This window comes from Nocardiopsis sp. LDBS1602 (assembly GCF_035818715.1).
Lineage (GTDB): Bacteria > Actinomycetota > Actinomycetes > Streptosporangiales > Streptosporangiaceae > Nocardiopsis > Nocardiopsis alba.
Map to the genome: position 1 here is coordinate 24953 of NZ_JAYLVW010000014.1, position 19863 is coordinate 44815.

21 protein-coding genes and 1 tRNA gene are annotated in these 19863 nt (G+C 69.7%); 11 read left to right on the forward strand and 11 right to left on the reverse strand.

Annotated features, from left to right (window positions below):
• Nucleotides 1-3 precede the first annotated feature (3 nt).
• Genes U9J66_RS25075 through pheA form a run of 3 tightly spaced genes read left to right on the forward strand, consistent with a single transcriptional unit; the run spans nt 4 to nt 2497 of the window.
• A complete protein-coding gene (locus tag U9J66_RS25075) occupies nt 4-855 on the forward strand; it encodes a glycosyltransferase (RefSeq protein ID WP_017536141.1) in 852 nt (283 codons plus the stop codon).
• Between the two features lie 42 nt (nt 856-897).
• Nucleotides 898-1512 (forward strand): DUF4446 family protein, encoded by a 615-nt coding sequence (locus U9J66_RS25080; RefSeq protein ID WP_161110915.1) that lies wholly within the window; start codon nt 898-900, stop codon nt 1510-1512.
• Nucleotides 1513-1549: 37 nt separating this feature from the next.
• Nucleotides 1550-2497 (forward strand): prephenate dehydratase, encoded by a 948-nt coding sequence (gene pheA, locus U9J66_RS25085; RefSeq protein ID WP_014908585.1) that lies wholly within the window; start codon nt 1550-1552, stop codon nt 2495-2497.
• Between the two features lie 38 nt (nt 2498-2535).
• On the opposite strand, the gene U9J66_RS25090 is transcribed toward pheA, so the two are convergent.
• The gene (locus U9J66_RS25090) at nt 2536-2709 is read right to left on the reverse strand and encodes a hypothetical protein (RefSeq protein ID WP_014913146.1); all 174 of its coding nucleotides are present in this window, start codon (nt 2707-2709) and stop codon (nt 2536-2538) included.
• A gap of 147 nt (nt 2710-2856) precedes the next feature.
• Here U9J66_RS25090 and serS point away from each other — a divergent pair, with 147 nt between their 5' ends.
• The gene (gene serS / locus U9J66_RS25095; protein ID WP_014910424.1) at nt 2857-4140 is read left to right on the forward strand and encodes a serine--tRNA ligase; all 1284 of its coding nucleotides are present in this window, start codon (nt 2857-2859) and stop codon (nt 4138-4140) included.
• Between the two features lie 97 nt (nt 4141-4237).
• On the opposite strand, the gene U9J66_RS25100 is transcribed toward serS, so the two are convergent.
• Both U9J66_RS25100 and U9J66_RS25105 read right to left on the reverse strand, forming a co-directional pair.
• Nucleotides 4238-4789, reverse strand: coding sequence for a bacterial proteasome activator family protein (locus U9J66_RS25100; protein ID WP_017536143.1), 552 nt, complete (start codon nt 4787-4789; stop codon nt 4238-4240).
• 33 nt (nt 4790-4822) lie between these two features.
• Nucleotides 4823-5797 (reverse strand): NAD(P)H-quinone oxidoreductase, encoded by a 975-nt coding sequence (locus U9J66_RS25105; RefSeq protein WP_326338937.1) that lies wholly within the window; start codon nt 5795-5797, stop codon nt 4823-4825.
• Nucleotides 5798-5977: 180 nt separating this feature from the next.
• Between U9J66_RS25105 and U9J66_RS25110 the strand changes: the two genes are divergently transcribed.
• The 3 genes from U9J66_RS25110 to U9J66_RS25120 all read left to right on the forward strand — a co-directional run bounded on the left by U9J66_RS25110 (nt 5978) and on the right by U9J66_RS25120 (nt 9680).
• Nucleotides 5978-7633 (forward strand): MinD/ParA family ATP-binding protein, encoded by a 1656-nt coding sequence (locus tag U9J66_RS25110; protein ID WP_326338939.1) that lies wholly within the window; start codon nt 5978-5980, stop codon nt 7631-7633.
• Nucleotides 7634-7721: 88 nt separating this feature from the next.
• Nucleotides 7722-8639 (forward strand): universal stress protein, encoded by a 918-nt coding sequence (locus U9J66_RS25115; RefSeq protein WP_199806190.1) that lies wholly within the window; start codon nt 7722-7724, stop codon nt 8637-8639.
• Between the two features lie 111 nt (nt 8640-8750).
• Nucleotides 8751-9680, forward strand: a complete 930-nt coding sequence (locus U9J66_RS25120; protein WP_187294543.1) for a universal stress protein — start codon at nt 8751-8753, stop codon at nt 9678-9680.
• A 57-nt stretch (nt 9681-9737) separates the two neighbouring features.
• On the opposite strand, the gene U9J66_RS25125 is transcribed toward U9J66_RS25120, so the two are convergent.
• Together U9J66_RS25125 and U9J66_RS25130 are read right to left on the reverse strand one after the other, a co-directional pair.
• Nucleotides 9738-10721, reverse strand: a complete 984-nt coding sequence (locus U9J66_RS25125; protein WP_326338943.1) for an HNH endonuclease — start codon at nt 10719-10721, stop codon at nt 9738-9740.
• 91 nt (nt 10722-10812) lie between these two features.
• Nucleotides 10813-10901: transfer RNA gene (locus U9J66_RS25130), tRNA-Ser, on the reverse strand.
• 115 nt (nt 10902-11016) lie between these two features.
• Between U9J66_RS25130 and U9J66_RS25135 the strand changes: the two genes are divergently transcribed.
• Nucleotides 11017-11475: a DUF4442 domain-containing protein gene (locus U9J66_RS25135; protein WP_026125297.1), complete on the forward strand. Its 459-nt coding sequence runs from the start codon at nt 11017-11019 to the stop codon at nt 11473-11475.
• Between the two features lie 121 nt (nt 11476-11596).
• On the forward strand, nt 11597-12739 hold the full coding sequence (gene dnaN / locus U9J66_RS25140) for a DNA polymerase III subunit beta (protein ID WP_326338975.1): 1143 nt from the start codon (nt 11597-11599) through the stop codon (nt 12737-12739).
• Nucleotides 12740-12950: 211 nt separating this feature from the next.
• Here the strand turns inward: dnaN and U9J66_RS25145 are convergent, their stop codons facing one another.
• The 3 genes from U9J66_RS25145 to U9J66_RS25155 all read right to left on the reverse strand — a co-directional run bounded on the left by U9J66_RS25145 (nt 12951) and on the right by U9J66_RS25155 (nt 15426).
• Nucleotides 12951-13763 (reverse strand): DUF2786 domain-containing protein, encoded by an 813-nt coding sequence (locus U9J66_RS25145; protein WP_026125298.1) that lies wholly within the window; start codon nt 13761-13763, stop codon nt 12951-12953.
• A gap of 496 nt (nt 13764-14259) precedes the next feature.
• Nucleotides 14260-14697 carry a hypothetical protein gene (locus tag U9J66_RS25150; protein ID WP_017536151.1) on the reverse strand — a complete coding sequence of 146 codons (438 nt, stop codon included), beginning with the start codon at nt 14695-14697 and terminating at the stop codon, nt 14260-14262.
• A gap of 201 nt (nt 14698-14898) precedes the next feature.
• Nucleotides 14899-15426, reverse strand: a complete 528-nt coding sequence (locus U9J66_RS25155; protein WP_161110911.1) for an NUDIX hydrolase — start codon at nt 15424-15426, stop codon at nt 14899-14901.
• Nucleotides 15427-15528: 102 nt separating this feature from the next.
• On the opposite strand from U9J66_RS25155, the gene U9J66_RS25160 reads away from it, so the two are divergent.
• The gene (locus tag U9J66_RS25160) at nt 15529-16875 is read left to right on the forward strand and encodes a hypothetical protein (protein WP_326338945.1); all 1347 of its coding nucleotides are present in this window, start codon (nt 15529-15531) and stop codon (nt 16873-16875) included.
• On the opposite strand, the gene U9J66_RS25165 is transcribed toward U9J66_RS25160, so the two are convergent.
• From U9J66_RS25165 to U9J66_RS25175, 3 genes are all read right to left on the reverse strand, one after another.
• A complete protein-coding gene (locus tag U9J66_RS25165; RefSeq protein ID WP_152472985.1) occupies nt 16872-17408 on the reverse strand; it encodes a hypothetical protein in 537 nt (178 codons plus the stop codon). The genes U9J66_RS25160 and U9J66_RS25165 overlap by 4 nt on opposite strands.
• Nucleotides 17409-17841: 433 nt before the next feature.
• Nucleotides 17842-18441: a hypothetical protein gene (locus tag U9J66_RS25170; RefSeq protein ID WP_326338946.1), complete on the reverse strand. Its 600-nt coding sequence runs from the start codon at nt 18439-18441 to the stop codon at nt 17842-17844.
• Nucleotides 18438-19058 carry a hypothetical protein gene (locus U9J66_RS25175; protein WP_326338948.1) on the reverse strand — a complete coding sequence of 207 codons (621 nt, stop codon included), beginning with the start codon at nt 19056-19058 and terminating at the stop codon, nt 18438-18440. Before U9J66_RS25175 ends, U9J66_RS25170 begins: the two co-directional genes overlap by 4 nt.
• A 524-nt stretch (nt 19059-19582) precedes the next feature.
• On the opposite strand from U9J66_RS25175, the gene U9J66_RS25180 reads away from it, so the two are divergent.
• Entirely contained in the window at nt 19583-19750 is a 168-nt protein-coding gene (locus tag U9J66_RS25180) for a hypothetical protein (protein WP_017536157.1), read from the forward strand.
• Nucleotides 19751-19863 lie beyond the last annotated feature (113 nt).

The window sequence follows — 19863 nt, forward strand, 5'->3', positions numbered from 1 at the left end:
CCGATGGCACCCGAGGACCGGAGCCGGCCCGCCGGGCCGGCCGATGCCGGGGTCGCCGTGGTGATCCCCGCCAAGGACGAGGCCGACCGCATCGCCGCCACGGTGACGGCCGCACGTGGACTTCCCGCCGTGGACCTGGTCGTCGTCGTCGACGACGGATCCTCGGACCGGACCGTCGAGATCGCCCTGGACTCGGGCGCCCGGGTGCTCCGGCACAGCCGCAACCGGGGCAAGGGCGCGGCCATGGAGACCGGGGCCGAGGGGGTCCTCATGGTGGAGGAGCACGAGGCCGCCGCGGGGACCGTACGTCCCCCGCGCCACCTGCTCTTCCTCGACGCCGACCTCGCGGAGACCGCCAAGGACGCGGCCCCGCTGGTGCTGCCGGTCCTGGAGGGCACCGCGGACATGACCGTCGCGCTCTTCCCGGCCACCCGTCTGCGCCTGGGCGGCCACGGTTTCGTGGTCCGTCTGGCCAGGGACGGGGTGCGCAAGGCCACCGGCTGGGAGCCCGAACAGCCCTTGAACGGTCAGCGATGCCTGAAGCGGGCGGCCTTCGAAGCGGCCCGACCTCTCGCCCCGGGTTTCGGGGTGGAGACCGGCCTGAGCATCGACGTCCTGCGCGCGGGCTTTCGGGTGAAGGAGGTCGAGGTGCCCCTGGAACACCGGGCCACCGGGACCGACCTGCGGGCCCAGATGCACCGGGCGCGTCAGTTCGTCGACGTGGCGCGCGCCCTGGCCGCCCGAGACCTGGGGCCCGCGGTGCGGCGGACCTGGGGCGACGCGGTCGACGGGGCCAGGGGCGGGGCTAAGGAAATGTCTCGAAAAATCGGGCAGATTGCTCGCAAAAAACGCTAGGAGTGACCACACGGACGCGATGCGTGGCGATACGCTCGCGCTGTGTTCACTACGTTCCTGGCCTTCATCGGTCTACTCATCGGACTGGGGGGACTCGCCCTCGGCGTGTACATGCTGCTCAGGATCCGTGTGCTCCAGGACGAGTACCGGCTCCTGGCCCGTCGGGCCCTGGCCGTCAACGCCTCCGGTACCGACCCGCGCGCCGTCCGCGACGTCGCCGTTCTGCACTACGACGCCCTGGAGGAGATGACCGGGGCCCGCTCCTTCTCCCTGGCCCTGCTCAACAGCCATGGGGACGGGGTGGTCGTCACCTCCATCAACGGGCGCACCGAATCGCGCACCTACGCCAAGACGGTGACCGAGGGGGAGTCCGAGTCCCTCCTCAGCCCCGAGGAGTACCGGGTGGTCCGCTCCGCGCGCCTAGGTGCCGGGGTCGGAGCCGCCCTCCCCGATCCCGGACCGTTCGAGGAGGAGGCCGCCGGATCGGAGGAAGAGCCCTCGGTCACCCTGGTTCCGGTCCCCGGACCGGAGGGGGAGACGACCGGCGGCGCGGGTACGGGGCCCGACATCGGCCTCGACACGGAGGAGATGACGGACATGGAGGAACCGGTCGAGCGGACCACCGCCCGTACGCCCGAACCACGATCCGAGAGCTGACCACCTCCGACCGCGCTTCCCGTATAGCCTGAACAGCATGCCCAACCGTTACGCCTACCTCGGCCCCGAGGGCACCTTCACCGAAGCCGCCCTGCGCGACCTGCGCCCCGACGCCACCGAAGACGACCGCGTCCCCTGTGACGGGGTGGCGGCGGTCTTCGACGCGGTCCGTTCCGGGGCGGTCGACGGTGGGGTGGTGCCGCTGGAGAACTCGGTCGAGGGAGGGGTCACCACCACGATCGCCGAACTCGTCAACGGCGAACCTCTGCTCATCACCGGCGAGACCGCCGTCCCGGTCGAGTTCGCGCTCTTCGCCCGTCCGGGCACCGTGCTGGAGGACGTCAAACGGGTGGCCACCCACCCCCACGCGCTCGCGCAGTGCCGGGGGTGGCTCTCACGCCGGCTCCCCAACGCCGACACGCACACCGTCTCCTCCACCGCGGCCGCCGCCCGCGCCGTGGCCGAGCCGGGTGCCGCCTACGACGCGGCGATCTGCGCCGTCATCGCCGGTGAACGCTACGGACTCCACGCCCTGGCCACGGGGATCGGCGACCGGGCCGACGCGGCCACCCGCTTCATCTACCTGTCACGGGGCGGCGCGCTGCCCGAACCCACCGGGGCCGACCTGACCTCCCTGGTCGCCTTCATCACCGACGACCACCCCGGCGCGCTCATCGAGGTCCTCAACCAGTTCGCCGTCCGCGGGGTCAACCTGACCCGGCTGGAGTCCCGGCCCACCGGCGACGGCCTGGGCAACTACTGCTTCTGCATCGACGCCGAGGGACACGTCGCCGACGCGCGCGTGGGCGAGGCGCTCATGGGGATCCGCCGCGTCTGCCGTGACGTCCGCTTCCTCGGCAGCTATCCGCGCCGGAGCCGAGGGACCGAACTCGACCCGCCGCTGCGCCCGCGCACCACCACCGACGCGGACTTCGCCGAGGCCGAGCGCTGGCTCGCCCGCGTCCGCGCCGGCGACATCGACTGAGGGCCCCGAGCGGGGCCCTCCCCCTCCCCACCGGGCCGTCAACCGGCCTCGGTGAGGTCGCCCACCTCCTCGAACACCCACTCCTCGGACGCGGCCCGGCGCAGCTCCAGGTACAGGGCCAGCCTCAACGCGGTGTCCTCCGAGTGCGCGTCGTCCAAGGCCTCCAGAGCCCCCGTGAGCTCTTCGATGTTCATCTCGCCGAGTGGTTTCACGACTGTCTCCCCACGGTCGCCGTGCCGTCGGGAGCCCCCGCTCCCGTTCGGCCCTTCCACATGGAGGACGAGGGCGGTGACCTTCCATGACGCGACTACGCGGAAAAGATGTGAACCCGGGTGAGGGCGGGCGGTAACCTGCAAGACGTGATCGACCTTCGCGCTCTTCGAGAAGACCCCGAACGACTCCGTGCATCGCAGCGTGCGCGCGGCGAGGACCCCGCCGTCGCGGACCGGCTGCTCGCCCTGGACGCCGACCGCCGTTCCGCGTTGACCAGGTTCGAGACCCTGCGGGCCGAACAGAAGAGTGTGGGCAAGTCCGTCTCCAAGGCCTCTCCCGAGGAACGGGAGGGGCTGCTGGCCAAGGCCAGGTCGCTGGCCGCCGAGGTCAAGGAGGCCGAGGCCGAGGCCGGGCGTCTGGGAGACGAGCTCGACGCCGTCCTGGCCCGGGTGCCCAACCTCGTCGAGGAAGGGGCTCCCGAGGGCGGGGTCGACGACTTCGTGGTCCTGGAGACCGTGGGCGAGCCCCGCGAGTTCGACTTCACCCCGCGCGACCACCTGGAGCTGGGCGAGATGCTCGGCGCCATCGACATGGAGCGCGGCGCCAAGGTCTCCGGAGCCCGCTTCTACTTCCTCACGGGCGTGGGCGCCCGCCTGGAACTGGCCCTGCTCAACATGGCGATGAACCAGGCCGTCGAGGCCGGGTTCACCCCCATGATCCCGCCGGTCCTGGTCAAGCCCGAGACCATGGAGGGCACCGGGTTCCTCGGCGAGCACTCCGACGAGGTCTACCGTCTTCCCGAGGACGACCTCTACCTCGTGGGCACCTCCGAGGTGGCCCTGGCCGGATACCACGGCGGGGAGATCCTGCCCGGCGAATCCATGCCCCGACGCTACATCGGCTGGTCGTCCTGCTTCCGGCGTGAGGCCGGCTCCTACGGCAAGGACACCCGCGGCATCATCCGCGTCCACCAGTTCAACAAGGTGGAGATGTTCGTCTACACCCACCCGGACCAGGCGCACGAGGAGCACGAGAGGCTCCTCGCCTGGGAGCGGCGGATGCTCGACAAGCTCGACCTGCCCTACCGCGTGGTGGACATCGCCGGCGGCGACCTCGGCACCAGCGCGGCCCGCAAGTACGACTGCGAGGCCTGGGTCCCCACCCAGGAGACCTACCGCGAGCTGACCTCGACCTCGAACTGCACCGAGTTCCAGGCCCGCCGGCTCAACGTCCGCTATCGGGACGAGGACGGCAAGCCCCGTTTCGCGGCGACCCTCAACGGCACGCTCGCCACCACCCGGTGGATCGTCGCCATCCTGGAGAACCACCAGCGCGAGGACGGCTCCGTGGTCGTCCCCGAGGCGCTCCGCCCCTACCTGGGCCTGGACGTGCTCGAACCGATCCAGGCGCCGCGCGGCAAGAAGAAGTGAACGTGACGTCCCGACGGCCGTGAGCCGTCCGAGACACGAGAGCGGGGTCCGACCGGACGGGTCGGGCCCCGCTCTCGTTCAGGTGCGCGGTGAAGGACTACAGGTAGGGGCCCGACCCCATGTGGGGGCGCCCCCGACCGTCCTCGCCCTCGGGCTCCTGTTGGGCCTGCAACCCGGCGACGCCGGGCGGAAGCGCCTTGCGCATGTTCTCCAGCTGGGCCCGGGCCGCCATCTGCTGGGCGAACAGCGTGGTCTGGATGCCGTGGAAGAGGCCCTCCAGCCAGCCCACCAGCTGGGCCTGGGCGATCCGTAGTTCGGCGTCACTGGGCGCCGACCCCTCGGCGAACGGCAGGGTGAGCCGTTCGAGCTCCTCGATGAGCTCGGGGGCCAGACCGTCCTCCAGCTCCTTGATCGAGGAGGTGTGGATCTCCTTCAGGCGGGCGCGGCTGGCCTCGTCGAGAGGGGCGGCCTTCACCTCGTCGAGGAGCTGGCGGATCATGCTGCCGATCCGCATCACCTTGGCGGGCTGCTCCACCATGTCGGCGAGCGAGCGCGGCTCGGCCGTGCCCTCGCCGTCCTCGTCCCCGTGCCCCGAATCAGAGTCCATCACCAGGACCCGGGGTTCCTTCTGGTCGTCTGCGTTGCTCATCGATCCCCTAGCTCTGCTGTGTTCGGCACGCTGTCAGCGGGTGAGAAGGATCTTGCCGGTGTGCGCGCTCGATTCCATGACACGATGTGCCTCCGCCGCGTCCTCCAAGGGCAGTGCGCGGTCGACGACGGGGCGGATGTCTCCTTTTTCTACCAACGGCCAGACCTGCTCCAGTACTCCCGAGACGATCGCGGCCTTCTCCGCCGCGGGGCGGGAACGCAGGGTGGTCGCCTGGACCGAGAGCCGTTTGACCAGCATGCGGCCCAGATCGAGTTCGGCGGTACGGCCGCCCATCAACCCGATGATCACCAGACGGCCGCCCGTGGTCAGCGACCGAAGATTCGCCCCCAGGTACGACCCGCCCATGATGTCGAGGACGAGATCGGCGCCGCCCTCGGCCCGCATGCGTTCGGCGAAGTCCTCGTTCCGGTAGTCGATGGTGATCTCGGCGCCCAGCTCACGGCAGTGCTCCAGCTTCTCCGCGCTACCCGCGGTGACCGCCACCCGGGCCCCCAGAGCGCGCGCGAACTGGATCGCGAACGTTCCGATGCCGCTGCCGCCACCGTGGATCAGGACGGTCTCCCCGGCACGCAGCCGGCCGACCATCACCAGGTTGGACCACACGGTGCAGGCGACCTCGGGAAGCGCGGCGGCCTCGACCGGGTCCACCCCCTTCGGGATCGGCAGGAGCTGGCCGACCGGAACGGCCACCCGCTCCGCGTAACCGCCCCCCGTCAACAGGGCGCAGACCCTGTCGCCGACGGCCCAGCCGGTCGTCTCGACCCCGGGGCCCGACCCTACGATGGTCCCCGAGCATTCCAGCCCCGGATACTCGGAGGCCCCGGGCGGTGGGGGATAGTTCCCCTGACGCTGGGACACGTCGGCACGGTTGACCGCCGTGGCCGCCACGTCCACCAGGACCTCACCCTCTCCGGGAACGGGATCGGGGACCTCTGACCAGGCCAGGACCTCGGGTCCGCCCGGTTCGATGATTCGGATCGCGTGCATGGGGCTGACAGTACCCAGGATCGGGGAGGATCACGTCGCGGGGTCCGGACCGGTTCCGGGGGCCGGGAAGGATGCTTCGCCGCCCCGACACGGGTAAGAGAACCCCCGAGGGCCGTCCCGACACCTCCCCCAGGGAGGGCCCACCTCCCCAGCAAGCCCCCTTGACGCAGGAGAACCCCGGTGGCACAACACGAACACGACGGGTCAGGCGCCGAATCGGAGACGCCCGACCGCACCGATTCGGTCCGGAGTTCCCCGGACGTCCCGGACGACCTCGGTGAGGAGACCGGCGAGGCCGCCCCGGGGGCGCCCGCGCCCACACCCAGGGAACAGTGGTTCGGAGGCTTCGAGGGCACCGCCCCACCGCCTCCTCCCTACGCCAGGTCGCCCGAGGAGACCCCGCCACCGCTCCCCGGCACCGCCTTCGACGCCCCCGCCCCACAGAGGGCGGAGGACGAGGAGACCCCCTTCGACGGTCTCGGAGAGGCCGGAGGCGGCACGATCCGGCTCATGCCCGGTGGCGCGCGCAAGGAACGGCCGGCCGGACCCTGGCGCGAGGATCCACCGAAACTCCCCGTCAGGCCCACCCGACCCGGTGCCGCGCCACGGGACCCGCTCGGCCCACGACGAACGCGCGCGGACTCCGACGTCCCCGAACCCGAACAGCTTCCGCCTCTCGAAGCCGAACGCGCCGAACCCCCGAGCGGACCATGGGGGCCGGAGAACGGCGCGTCCGCGCCGGTCGCGCACGAACCGCGCCCCGCCCCGAGCGATCGCGTCGAACCGGAACCGTTCCGGCCCCCGGCGTGGCCCGAACCGACCGGTCCGCGTTCCCAAGGCACCGACCCCGTACGCCGCGAGCCCCCGGCCCCTCCGCCCTACCCCGGGCCCGACCCCGAGGCCGGGGTGACCTCCGACGCCCTCGACGCGGCCACCCTGGTCCGCAACCGTAGACAAGGGCCCAGCGGAGGATGGCGCAAGGCCGTGCACACGGCCAGCCTCGGCCTGATCAACCCGGGAGAGTCCCCCAAGGTGCTGCGCGAACGCGAACTCGTCGCCCGCGCCTGCACACCCGTCGCCTCGGGCCATCACCGTGTGGCCGTGCTCAGCCTCAAGGGCGGGGTCGGCAAGACCACCACCACGGTCGCGCTCGGCGCCACCCTCGCCTCCCTGCGCGGGGACCGGGTCCTGGCCGTGGACGCCAACCCCGACCGGGGCACCCTCTCGGACAAGGTACGGCTGGAGACCGCCGCCACCATTCGCGACCTGCTCAACGAACGCCACCTGGTCGCGCGCTACGCCGACATCCGCGGCTTCACCTCCCAGTCGCCCAGTCGGCTGGAGATCCTGGCCTCCGACCGGGACCCGGCCGTCTCGGAGGCGTTCAGCGACCAGGACTACCGCGAGGTCGCGCGACTCGTCGAGCACTTCTACTCGATCTGCCTCACCGACTGCGGCACCGGTCTGCTGCACTCCGCGATGCGGGGGGTGCTCGGACTCGCCGACCAGGTGGTGCTGGTGAGTTCGGCCTCCGTGGACGGCGCGCGCAGCGCCAGTGCGACACTCGACTGGCTGGAGGCCCACGGCCACGGGGCCCTCGTCGCGAGCGCCGTCGTGGTGCTGTCCATGGTGCGGACCGACAACAAGAGCAGCGTCGACCTCGATCGGCTCCAGGACCATTTCGCCGGACGCTGCCGGGCCGTCGTCCGGGTCCCCTGGGACGGACACCTGGAAGAGGGGGCCGAGGTGGACCTTGAGCGCCTGGCACCGGCCACCAGGGACGCCTACCTGCAACTGGCCGCGAACGTGGGGGAGGCCTTCGCCCATCGGGGCTGACCTCGAACGACCCTCGGCGCGTGTTTCCCTCGACACTGGTTTATCGCTCCCCGATGACGACAATGGGAGAGGAGGGGAAGGGGTGGACATGAGCGGACAGGAGCGCCCGCCGACGGTCATCGTGGGGGTGGACGGCACGTCGGCCGCGCAGGCGGCCCTGGCGTGGGCGATCGAGGCCGCCGTCGAACGGGACGAACGACTACGGATCGTGCACGGCCTGGGCATGTCCGCCGTGATGGGGACCCTCGCCGGATCCGGAACCGAACGCCACCAGGCCGGGGAACAGGCCCGGGAGGGCGGACACGCGCTCCTGGCGGCCGCGGCGGAGGAGGCCCGACGGGTCCACCCGGACCTGAACGTCTCCACCCTCCTGGCCATGGAGGACGCCCCCGCGGTCCTGCTCGACGAGGCCGGGCACCGGGACATGATCGTCGTCGGCTCGCGCGGGCTCGGCGCGGTCCGGGCGATCATGCTCGGCTCGGTCGGCCTGCGCACCTCCACCCACGCACCCTGTCCGGTGATCGTGGTCCCCGAGGTGTCGGAGCGGCGACGCGGGGGGCGGATCGTGGTCGGGGTCGACGGCTCGGCCTCCTCGCGTCGGGCCCTGCGCTTCGCCCTGGACCATGCCCTGGTCACCGACGCCGCCGTGGTGGTGGTCAACAGTTGGGAGGTGCCGTTGCCCCAGGACCCGGAGTCGCTCGCCGCCGACACCCACTCTCTGCACGAGGAGATGTTCGACCGTCAGTCGGAGGAGGTCGTCGCCGGTGTGCTGGCCGAGGTGATCGACGATCGGACCGAGGGGCTCGACATCTCCGCCGTTCGGATCCAGGCCGACCCGGTGGAGTCCCTGCTCGAAGCAGGAGAGGGGGCGGACATGATCGTCGTCGGATCCCGGGGCCGGGGCGGGGTGAGCGGACTGGTGATGGGGTCGACCAGCCAGGGGGTACTGCGCCGGGCGACGGTCCCGGTGGCCGTTCTGCCGCCGCGCGCGGAGGAGACGGACTGAACGGCGGACGACCCTTCCCACCAGGGACCTTCCGCCCTGTGCCGCTACGGGGCGGATCCGGTCTACTCGGTGATGATGGTGGTCGGCGCCAGGGGGAACCTAGGGGGAACAATGGCAACAGAACCGCAGCGAACCGCCAAGGTGGTCGTGGGTATCGATGGTTCCGATCAGTCGCGCGCGGCCCTGGAATGGGCGGCGGTGGAGGCCGCCCGTCGTCGGGTCCCGCTTCTCATCGTCCACGCCCTCGGGATGCCGGTGATCGTCTCGGCCTACGGCGGCCCGGCCCGCTTCCAGCCGACCGAGGAGATGTCGGGTCAGGCCGACGCGGTCCTGAACTCGGCCGAGAGGTACGTCAACGAGCTTCGCCCCTCCGTCGTCGTCGAGTTGGTGACGGCCTTGGAGGAGGCGCCGCTGGCCCTGCTCCGGCAGAGTCACCCGCACGACCTCATCGTCGTGGGCACCAGGGGGTTGGGCGCGTTCGCGTCCATGTTCGTGGGCTCCGTCAGCGTCCGCGTCTCCGCCCAGGCACCGTGCCCCGTGGTCGTGGTGCCCGCCGACGAGGAGGGGCACGCCACCAGGACCGGACTCGACCGTGTGGTGGTCGGGGTCGACGGGTCCAAGCCCTCCCACCGCGCCCTCGGGCTCGCGGTGGACGTGGCCGCGGAGAGCCGAGGTGAGCTCATCGTGGTCAACAGCTGGGAGGTGCCCTTCCCCTATGACCCGGTCGCGATGACCGCCGCGGGGTACAAGTCGCAGGACGAGATCTTCGAGAGGCAGTCCGAGAAGCTCGTCGCCGAACTGCTGGACGACGTGATGGCCGAGCGCCCGGGCGACCTCGGGATCGAGGTCACCATCGTGCGCACCCAGTCCAACCCGGTCGACGCCCTCCTGGAGGCCGCCGCGGAGGCCGACGTCATCGTGGTGGGCTCCCGGGGCCGTGGCACGGTCCGGGGGCTGCTCATGGGCTCCGTCAGCCAGGGCGTGCTCCACCACGCCAAGGTCCCGGTCGTCGTGATGCCCAAACACGCCGACGAGGACTGACCCTCCCCGGGGGCGTGAGAAGCGCCCCCGGGGCACGTCGCCCGGCCCGAGGTCCCTCTATCGATCCAGGAGTGCCCGCAGCTCGTCGACGGTCAGCCAGGGCCGGGACACGTGGATCATCCGATGGCAGTTGGCGCACAACAACGCGAGGTCCTCGAGACGGGTGACGCTCTCTCCGATGTGGTGGAGCGGGACCACATGGTGGACCTCGATGTAGTCCTTGCCGCGGGGGCCATAGGTGGCACCGAAGTCGAAGCCGCAGGCCTCGCAGGCGATGGGCCGGCCCTCGGCGCGGGTCCGGTCGATCTTCTTCTTCCGGAGACCGCGGTCGCGCTCTCGGGCGTAGTGCTTACGGATGAGCAGACGCCCCTCGGGGGCACTGATGTCCTCGTCCGCCTCCTCCTCGAAGGCAGGGAGTCCTGCCAACTCCCCGGAGCGCACACCACGGCGGATGTTCTCCGCGGCGTTCCTCATGCGTCGGGGCTCGTCGAGGAAGGCCCACATGATCTCGGCGTCGCGGGCGCTGCCGTTGGTCTTCTTCGTGTCCCGATCGGGGTGCTCGTTGAGGATGTTGTCGGTCTTGAGCCTGACACTGTTCGGGGAGCGAAAGCCCACCGGTCTTTTCTCTCGGGGATGGAGGGGGAGACGCTGGAGCAGCTCGGAGAGCGCGATCACCTCGGGGCGGGTGGTGTCCAGGGTCTTCCATCCATGCTCGACCAGAAGGTCGCACGCCAGGATCAACTCGTCCCAGGCCCAGGGGATGCTCGGGGTCGAGCGGACCTCGAACCCGAGTTCGCGGAGCCGTTTCTCGATGTCGGCTCTCCCACCCGGGAGTTCGGAATCGTAGGGGAGTCGCCCCGTGGCGTACTTGTGGGCCGCATGGAAGACGGCCTTGGGGTCGTAGGTTCTGTCGTCGTGCGCGAGGGCGTAGGAGGAGGTGAGCCTGAACCCGTAGGTGTCGAGGAAGGCCTCCCGGCCGAGTGCGTCGTACTCGGCGATCGCCTTGAGGACCGCGTCCGCGGTGATGTCTGCCGGACCCATGCCGTCAGCCTAGAGACGAGGGGTGACAGCGTCTCCCCTCGGCGGGTAACGAAGAAGGGCCGTTCGTCGGTGACGAACGGCCCTTCGGGCGCGGAGGGTGTGGGATTTGAACCCACGAAGCCCCGTCAAGGACTTGGTGCTTTTCAAGAGCACTGCACTCGGCCGCTATGCGAACCCTCCTGGGGGAGAGTGACTCTCCGCCAGACATGGTAGCCCACGGGTGCGTCGGGAGCATCGGGGTGTCAGGGGTGGCGCACTGTGGTTACTCGTGAGTAACATGTGTGGCATGGAGAAAATGGACGCCGCGACGGCGGAAATGGTCAAGACCGGGTTCCTCGACTCGGTTCCCTTCGCGCGCACCCTCGGGGTCACCTTCACCGACCTGGACCACGGTCGCGCCGTCATGCGGCTGCCCGATGACGCGGCCCACCACAACCACGTCGGCGGTCCCCACGCGGGCGCCATGTTCACCCTGGCGGAGTCCGCCTCCGGCGCCATCGTCATCGGCACCTTCGGAGACCAGCTGAACCGTGCGGTCCCGCTCGCGGTCAGCGCCGAGATCCGCTACCTCAAACTGGCCATGGGCGACGTCACCGCCGAGGCCGTCCTCGGACGCCCCCGTGAAGAGGTCGTCGCCGAACTCGACGAGGGCCGGCGTCCCGAGTTCCCCGTCGACATCGAGCTGCGTACCGACGACGGCACCGTCACCGGCCGCATGACGGTCCTGTGGACCCTGCGGCCGAACAAGAAGTAGGAGCGCTCCGGTCGGGCCCCTCCTCCGGGGCCCGACCGTGTCCCGCCGATTGTCGTTACCCCTGGGTACGTTGACCTCGAAAGGCATCAGCCGAAGAGGAGGTCGCGCGGTGAGACTACGAGTGGATCGTGACGCGTTCGCCGAGGCGGTCACATGGACGGCTCGGGCCCTCCCGGCCAGGCACGCGGTACCCGTGCTCGCCGGGATGCGCATGGAGCTGTCCGAGGACGGTTCCGCCCTGCGCCTGTCCGGGTTCGACTACGAGGTCTCCACGCGGTCCTCGGTCGAGGTCCTGTCCGAGGAGGGCGGCGCCGTCCTGGTGCCCGGACGCCTGCTGGCCGAGATCGTCACCAACCTCCCCTCCGGCTCGGTGCGTATCGAGACCGACGGCCCCAAGGTGCGGATCGAGGGCGGGGCCGCGAGGTTCACGCTCATCACCATGCCTTTGGAGGACTATCCGGAGCTGCCCGGGATGCCCGACGCGGTCGGTTCGGTGGCCTCGGACGCGTTCGGAGCCGCGGTGCGTCAGGTGACCCCGGCCGCGAGCAGGGACGACACCCTGCCGATGCTCACCGGCGCCTATCTGGACCTCACCGGTGACACCCTCAAGGTGGCGGCCACCGACCGTTACCGGATCGCGGTGCGCGAACTCCGGTGGCGGCCCCTGGACCCGGGAATCGACACGTCCGCGCTGGTTCCCGCCCGTACCTTGGCGAACACGGTGAAGGGTCTGATCGGCCGTTCCCACGTGGACATCGCTCTTTCTCCGGGAGAGGCGGCCGAGGGCGGGGGGCTTTCTCCGGGCGAGGGGATGATCGGGTTCGCCAATGGCGACCGTCGTACCACCACCCGGCTGATCGACAGCGACTTCGTCAAGTACGAGACCTGGTTCCCCACCGAGTTCTCCTCACGGGCGGAAGTGCCCGTCACGTCATTGGTGGAGGCGGTCAAACGCGTCGCTTTGGTGGCGGACCGAAACACCCCTCTCCGGCTTGCTTTCACGGAGGGTGAAGTCGTTCTGGAGGCCGGTTCCGGGGAGGACGCCCAGGCGATGGAGGCCATTCCGGTGTCCTTCGAGGGGGACCCGATCAGGCTGTCCTTCCGCCCCGACTACCTCATCGACGGGCTGGCCGGGGTGGAGAGCACCACCGCCCACCTGAACTTCACGCGACCCACGAAACCGGCCGTGTTCACCGACGTTCCCGAGAAGGAGGGGGAGAAGCCGGTCTTCCGCTATCTCGTGCAGCCTCTGCGTGCCGTGTGACCTGCGTCTTCTTGGCTCTCGAAGGGCTCCGTCCACCGTTGTGCACAAGTTATCCACAGGCTGCCCTTCGAGGCTGTGGACAACTCCGGGTGATCACCCTGTTCGAAGAGGCGGATCACCCCGGGAAAGGGCTCGTATTTCCCCTTTGACAAGGGAGAATCGAACTCTCCGCCAATCTGTGCACAGCCTGTGGATAACTCGGGGTGAGGGTCTATTCGCCCTCGGCCAGAGTGGACGTCCCGCCACTGGTCACAGGGGTCTCCAGACCCAACTCCGCCTGACGCCCCCGCCGGTATCCGGCCCGGTATCCGGCGGCGCTGTGAGTGCGTTCGGGGCGGTGTTTGCGCAACTGCGGGAACTGCTTGTGGAACTCCTCGTTGACCCGGTGCAGGTCGTCTCGGAGCACCAGTTCGGCCCCGCGCTTCGAGTTCTCGCCATCACCGTCGGTCACCCCTCCGGCGCCGGTTTCGGGCGAGACCGTTTCCTGGAGGCGGGCGCGGAACTCGCGAATGCGCTCGGCCACCGCCTGCCCGTAGGCGCGAACGAAGGAACGGTAGTAACGCTTGCGCTCGGTCTCCAACTCGGAACGCGTGTAGTTGCGCAGTTCCCTGATATCGGAGACGTGCGTCGAGCTCATGAACCTCGCGGACGCCTCCATCTGCATGGAGATCGACGGCATGAGCATCCGCAGCGCTTCCAGCGCGTTGGTCGTGCCCACCAGGATGATGGTGCGGTCCGTGTTCTCGGAGGAGTTGCCTCGGACCGCGGACTGGCAGCCGTAGGCGGCCGCGATGTCGGCCAGGGCCTTCACGCGGGCCTTGCCGTGGCCGCCCACTCCGGAGACGGTGTAGTCCATGCGGCTGATCGCGTCCGGCTCCTCGCCCCGCTCGACGCGGGCCTCGGCCTCGGCGATCGCGTGGCGGGTCATGAGCTCGGCGGCCTTGGCGGTGAACGCCTGGCTCTCGGCATCGGTGACCGCGGGGTCCTCCGCCATGCGAAGGAGCCCGCGGACCCGCTCGACCATCTTCTGACGGGCAGCTTCAGTCATCGGCGCCGGTCGTCTCCCCTAGGTGAGTGTCGTGGTCCCGTCCCCGGGCGGAAACAACGAGCCTAAGCCCTCTTGTTCCCCACCACCATCACGGTGCCCGTCCGTGCCCGCCTCTCCGCTCGCGGCGGCCTTGGTCTCCAGGCCGCCGAAAGGGGAGGACGGGGGCTGGGGAGTGTTTTTTGGATGCTTTCGTTCGGCATCGGCGGAGCCGATCCGTGGCGAGCGGCAGCCGGGCGATCTCTCGCCGGACGACGAGCGAAGGTGGTGCCCCTACTGTGCCCTGCTACGCGGGCTCCGCAGGATCGCACAGCGGGGGCCCGCCCGGGTTCGGCTGTCCTCGTCAGTGTTTGCTTCGAATGGGCGGCGCCGCGAGAGGAAGCCCGGCACCGTGTGAAGCACCGCGCGCGTCAGCGCGACCGGTGAAGGGTGGTGGCGGGTGACGGCGCGGGAGAAATGATCCAAAAAACACGACCTAGTTCTTGTCGCCGACCACGGCCGCGACGACGCCGATGATGAGCCACAGCATCAGGCCCACGCCCAGACCGGCGAAGGCCGCGCCGAACAGACCGCTGAAGATCGCGAAGCTGCCGATCACGGAACCGATGTAGGAGATCACTGCGGTGGCGCCGCCGCCGAGGATCGCCGGAGCGCTCGCGTAGCGGAACGGGTAGGTGGCGGCCCAACGGCGCCCTCGCCGGTCGCCCTTCTTGCTCATCACGCCGCCGATACCGCCGATCAGCGCGAAGAAGAAGATTCCGGTCGTGACCGCACCGGGGATACCGGCCAGGCCGAAGTTCATCAGGAAGGAGAGGGCGCCCGCCACCGAGCCGCCCACGATCGAGGCGCCCCACGGCCAGATCATCGTCGCCGAGGCGACGGGAGTGAATGCGTTACCGCGCTCCAGCGTCATGTTCACAGCTCCAGTCGAATCGCGTGGCCTCCGCGCTTCGCGGGACCCTCCCCACCAGGATGGGGTGTCGAGGCCTCCCGCGCATCAGGGCCTGTCCCTGACTTACCCCGGAGTCGACGCCCTGGCACCCGACATCCTTGAGGAAGCCGACACGTGCCCGGCCGAAAGCCGTCTTCGAGACGCCTCGGATGGGGACAACGATCAGAAGGCCCCGGAAGTGCCCGTCGTTCCGGTGTTCTCGTGTTCCCCTTCGTCCCGGGGGGACGCGCACAGGTCGGCGCGCAGTTCCGGCCAGGCGGAACGGAACGCCGGGAGGAGGGGAAGGGACTCGGTCGTCTCCAACGGGATCCAGCGGATCTCCTCGCTCTCCGAGTTCCCGGCACGGAACGGGGTCAGGGCCGGGACACGCAGGAGGAAGGTGTCGTACCGCCATACGGACAGGTCGTGTTCGTGTCGAGCGAGTACCGTGTAGCCGTCGAGGTCTCCGTCGACCTCTTCGCGGAACTCGCGGACGGCGGCCTCGAGGGGACTCTCGTCCCTGTTGCGCGCCCCGCCGGGGATCCCCCAGGTGCCTCCCATATGGGTCCACCCAGCACGGTGTTGGAGCAGTACATGCCCACCACCGGCCTCATCGGTGGCGTACAACAACAGCCCGGCGGCGCCGTAGAGCCCCCACCTCTTGGAACCGTCGGGCAGCGTCACCCAACCGTTTCCGTCACCCTCCTGCATCAGGCCCTCCGATCGAGCGATCTCCTCCGGTCCACGATCTCCCACCGCGGACCTGTGGACAACGGGATTCGAGATCGCGAACCCCACTAATCTTTTGAACCTATGGCCCCCTTGACCTCTTCCGCAGCCCGTCTCCCCGTCTACACGCTCGGCCTGGTACGTCGCCACTGGGCTCCGCTGTTGTGCGTGTACACCGGTGGAATGTTGCTCCACGCCCTGATCATGCGTGGTCTGGTGGCGTTCAACGACGTCGAGCCCGCTCTCGCGCTGTCCGGTCTGGGATTGACCCTCCTGATCACCCTGGTCACCTTCGTGGTGATGTTCCAACTCCTGCGCCCCGGGCTCCCCCTCGTCGACTCCGAACTCAACGCGGAGATCGTACGGCGTAACAAGCGGAAAGGTTTCGCGGAACGGGAACGTCGGGTCGTGGACGGTGTCGCCCTCGCGATCATGCCCTTCCTGCTCTTCTACGGGGCCTGGGGGCTCTTCGAGGAGCAGTACAACACCTACAGTGTCGACCTGCTCAACACCGGCGGTGTCGAGGCCTTCTCCGCGCCCACCGAGATGGCCTGGTTCGGCATGCCCCTACTGGTGGCGTGCTCGGCATGGCTGCTGCGACGGGTGTGCGGGCACTTCTACAAGACGGGGCGCAACCCGGTCCTGGGCATCCTCACCGCTCTCTTCGAGGGCGTGTGGATGTTCATGGTCGTGTTCTCCATCGGTGTCCTCATAGGGCTCTGGAACGACTGGATCGGCAGCCGGGTCCTCTGGGTGTCGGTGGAGCTCTCGATCACCCGGGGCATCGACGGTTTCGGCGACCTCATCGACGTTCCGAACCTGTCCCTCGGGGTCTCCGCGGCCTTCGCCGCGCTCTGGGCCACGGTCAAGGAGGGGTTCATCGGGCCGATGCTGTGGCTGACCATCACCGCCGTCGTGTACCGGGCCCAGATCGACGATCACGACGCGCTCTTCGAGGAGCGCCGGGGCGGTGGCCGGTTCGGGGCCGCGGTCAACCGCACCGCGAGGTTGAGCCGGATCTTCGGTAAGCACGCCGACTCCGACTTCCGTGACAAGTTCACGCCCTGCCTCAACGCCGTACGGTTCGTGCTCGGGGCCGGTCCGGTGTTCTACCTGACCTTCTGCCTCTACTTCGTCCTTCTGGACCTGGTGTTCAGCAGGCTGCACCGGGGGGTCCTCGTGCTCCTGGAACGGACGGGGGAGCCGAGCGAGGTGTGGCTCTGGACCCAACCGGTCGACTTCGTGATGACCGCTCTGCACATGCTGCTCCGGCTCTGCCTGTTGGCGGCGACCTTCGAGATCGCCCTGCGCAAGGCGGAGGAGACCAGTGTGGGACGGCACCTGTGGAGGGTCGCCGGGCACGCCGTGCCCACGCCCGAGGCCCGGGGCCCGGTCCGAAGAGGGACGGGCCCCGGTCGAGGCGCCCACTAGGAAGTGGTGTCCATGGGCTCGATGTCGAAGACCAGGGCCTCCGGGGCCGGCCGGGTCGAGTCTCCGGTGGTGGTGACGCTCACCTCGAACCGGAGCTCCTCCGCCACCTCCTCGGGGACCAGGTAGGACACCAGGAAGGTCTGTTCCGTGCCGCCTCGGACCGGCCGCATCGAGCCGTCGGTGCAACCACCGGACGTGTTCCCGGGGTCTCGGGACAGACCTCGGTCGCCGTATTCGAGAGTGGGCTCCCAGGATCGACCCTCGCCGTCCAGGGCGCGGAACCGGCAGTAGGCGCCCAGCAGTTCGCCGGCCTCGTCGTCCCGGGGGGTGACCCGGAAGCCGATGTCGACCAGCTCCACGCCTTCGGGGGGCGGGGGCTGCCCTCCCAGGACGCCGACCACGTAGACGGCCGCCAGCCACTCGCTGCCGACCAGGGAGGCGGTGTCCTCCCCCTCCACGAGCCGGGCCTCGGGACGGACACGGCCGTTCTCGCGGGCCTCGTCGAGCTCGCTCAGGTACGGCCAGCCGACCATGACGGGGAAGAGCACCAGGAGGGCGGCGACGTAGGGCAGGTGCAGCCGTTTCCACAGCGGCAGTCCACGACGCGGTCGGCCGGAGCGGGGCCGGGGCGCGCTCTCGGGGCGTCGGTGGGAGCGGTGTCCGTGCCCGAGAGGAGCCCGGCGCGGGTCCGGCCTCGTCCGGTCCCACCCCGGCCCTGACGGCGGCCCGTACGGCCCCGTGGCCCCGGGTGGAGGAGGAGTGGGCCCCGGGCCGCCACCGTGACGGCCGCGAGGCCCTCGGGGTACGGGCGGTGTTCGAGGATCGGGCGCGGCCGGACGCCCGCCCATGGGTGCTGGTCCGGCCGGAGGTCGGTTCCCGGGCCACCGCTGTGATGGAGGCGGCCCCTGGGTCGGAGGGGGAGGGAAGACCTCTCGACCCGGACGGAAGGGGTCCCGACGGCGAGGATCATTCGGATGCATCGTTGTCCTTCCCGGTACGGACCTCGGGAGGGAGGAGGACCAGGGGGTCGTCGAGAGGGCGGGGTTCCACCGGGTCCAGCGCCACGGACGCCTGAGCACCCAGATACCGGTTGAAGTCCGGTGCGTGGGTGACGACCAGCGCGGGCTCGTCGATCCGCTCGAGGGGGACCTCGAACAGGAACGCGCCCTCCTGTGGGAGGCCGGGGGAGAGGGTCGCCCGGTCCAGGGAGTCGGAGAACCAGCCGGGCACGTCGTAGGTGGTGCCGTCCTTCATCCGCAGTTCGGCCGGGAAGTTGGTCATGGTGGTGTGGGCGGCGGTGATCCGCGCACGGACGAGGACCCAGACACCATTGGCCTCGACCGGGCCGATCGGGTCTCCCAGGATGTCGGTGGCCTCCAGAGCCGATCCGACCTCCAGGTCCACGACCTCCAGGGAGAAGTCGTCGGTGACGACGGGCTCTCCGACGGAGCCGGTGGTGGTGACCGGGGCGAACAGGCTCTTCTTGTCCAGCGTGAAGTGCTGAAGGACGGCGATGCCGACGACCAGGAGCACGCACAGGAGGCCGGCCGTCAGGCTGCGGCTCATGAGCGCCCTCTCTCGTTCAGTGGGAGCGTGACGGTGCCCGCCACGTCGTCGGAGGAGATCCAGAAGGAGCCGAGACCGTCGCGCGTTCCCAGTTCCTGCATCCCGTGGACGGCGAGGTCGACCTCGCCCAGGTCGGAGGCGGTGACGTCCTCGGGCATCTCCCAGGACAGCACCGCGTTCTCCTCGGCCATATGAGGCTGAAGGGAGGCCACGAGGCTCTCCGGCATGCGTTCGAAGGAGACGTCGGGCCGGTCGGTCGAGGTGCCGGAGGGGCCCAGGAGCAGGACGAGCCCGCTGCCGACCTCGAACACCGGGACCGAGACGTCGGACGCGCGCAGTTCGATGTCCGCCCGGACCCGGAGGCGGGCGCCGTCGTCACCGGTCTCCACCCACGCCTCGTAAGGGGTGACGGCGAACAGTTCGTTCTCCAGTTCGGTCCCCGGGGGCTCGGGGGAGGTCTGTGAGTCGGCCCTGTCCAGACCGCCGAAGGCGGCCACGATCAGGGTGACGATCGCTCCGGCCGCACCGACCACGGAGACCAGTGCGAAGCGGGCGAGGGGATTGACGGGGAGGAAGGACCGCCGTGCGATATCGGCGGCACGGACATGGTGGACCACGAGCCGCAATTCTAGGGCCAAAGCGCCAAAGGCGATCTCGGGACGATGACGATGAACAGGGTGGGCGGTGAAGGTGCAGGTCAGAGGGTGTTCGGATGGATGGAGGTGCCCTCGATGGCGAACCCGGCCCCCGATTTCGATCCCTCTCTTCAGGGGGGTCGTGTTTAGAACGTCACCCGTTGTGCATAATTCGATTCGAGAGCGGAAGCGCCGTGAACGGCGCCCGTCGCCGGCGCGTGAAGAGCCCCCTGCGGACCCCCTCACCATTGAAAGCGCTTTGAAAGCGCGATGGAAGAGAGTCTCTCTAGTGTGAAACCTGTTCGACGAGGCCGATGCCCGCGAGAGGACGGCTCGCGGGAACACGGTCGACTCGTCGGAGTTTCGGACACCAGTCATCCGTGGCGTACCTGGAGGGGGCGCCACGGATGACCGTCCCGCCGGGGAGCGGTGATCCCATGATGCTTCGTAGACGACGTAGGGCCACTTTGCGGCTCTACACGAGCGCTGTGAGAAGAGGAGTTCGCGTGCCGAAGATGCTGACGATGGACGAACGCTTCGAAGCGATCGTCGCCGATGTGGCCCTGACCCCCGAGGCCAAGATGGGCCCGCTCCGAGAGCCGGACCCCGAGCGCAGGCTTCCGGACGAGACCGAGGACGGCCCCGAGGAGCGGGAGCCCGCCGAGGAGAAGTAGTTCCTCGTCCGTGGCCCGACGGTCACCCCGAGTACGACAATGGGAGGCGTACTCGGGGCCGTCGGGCTTATCTTCTTTCCCGAGTGCGACCTTGCTAGGGTTGCTGCTTGTGG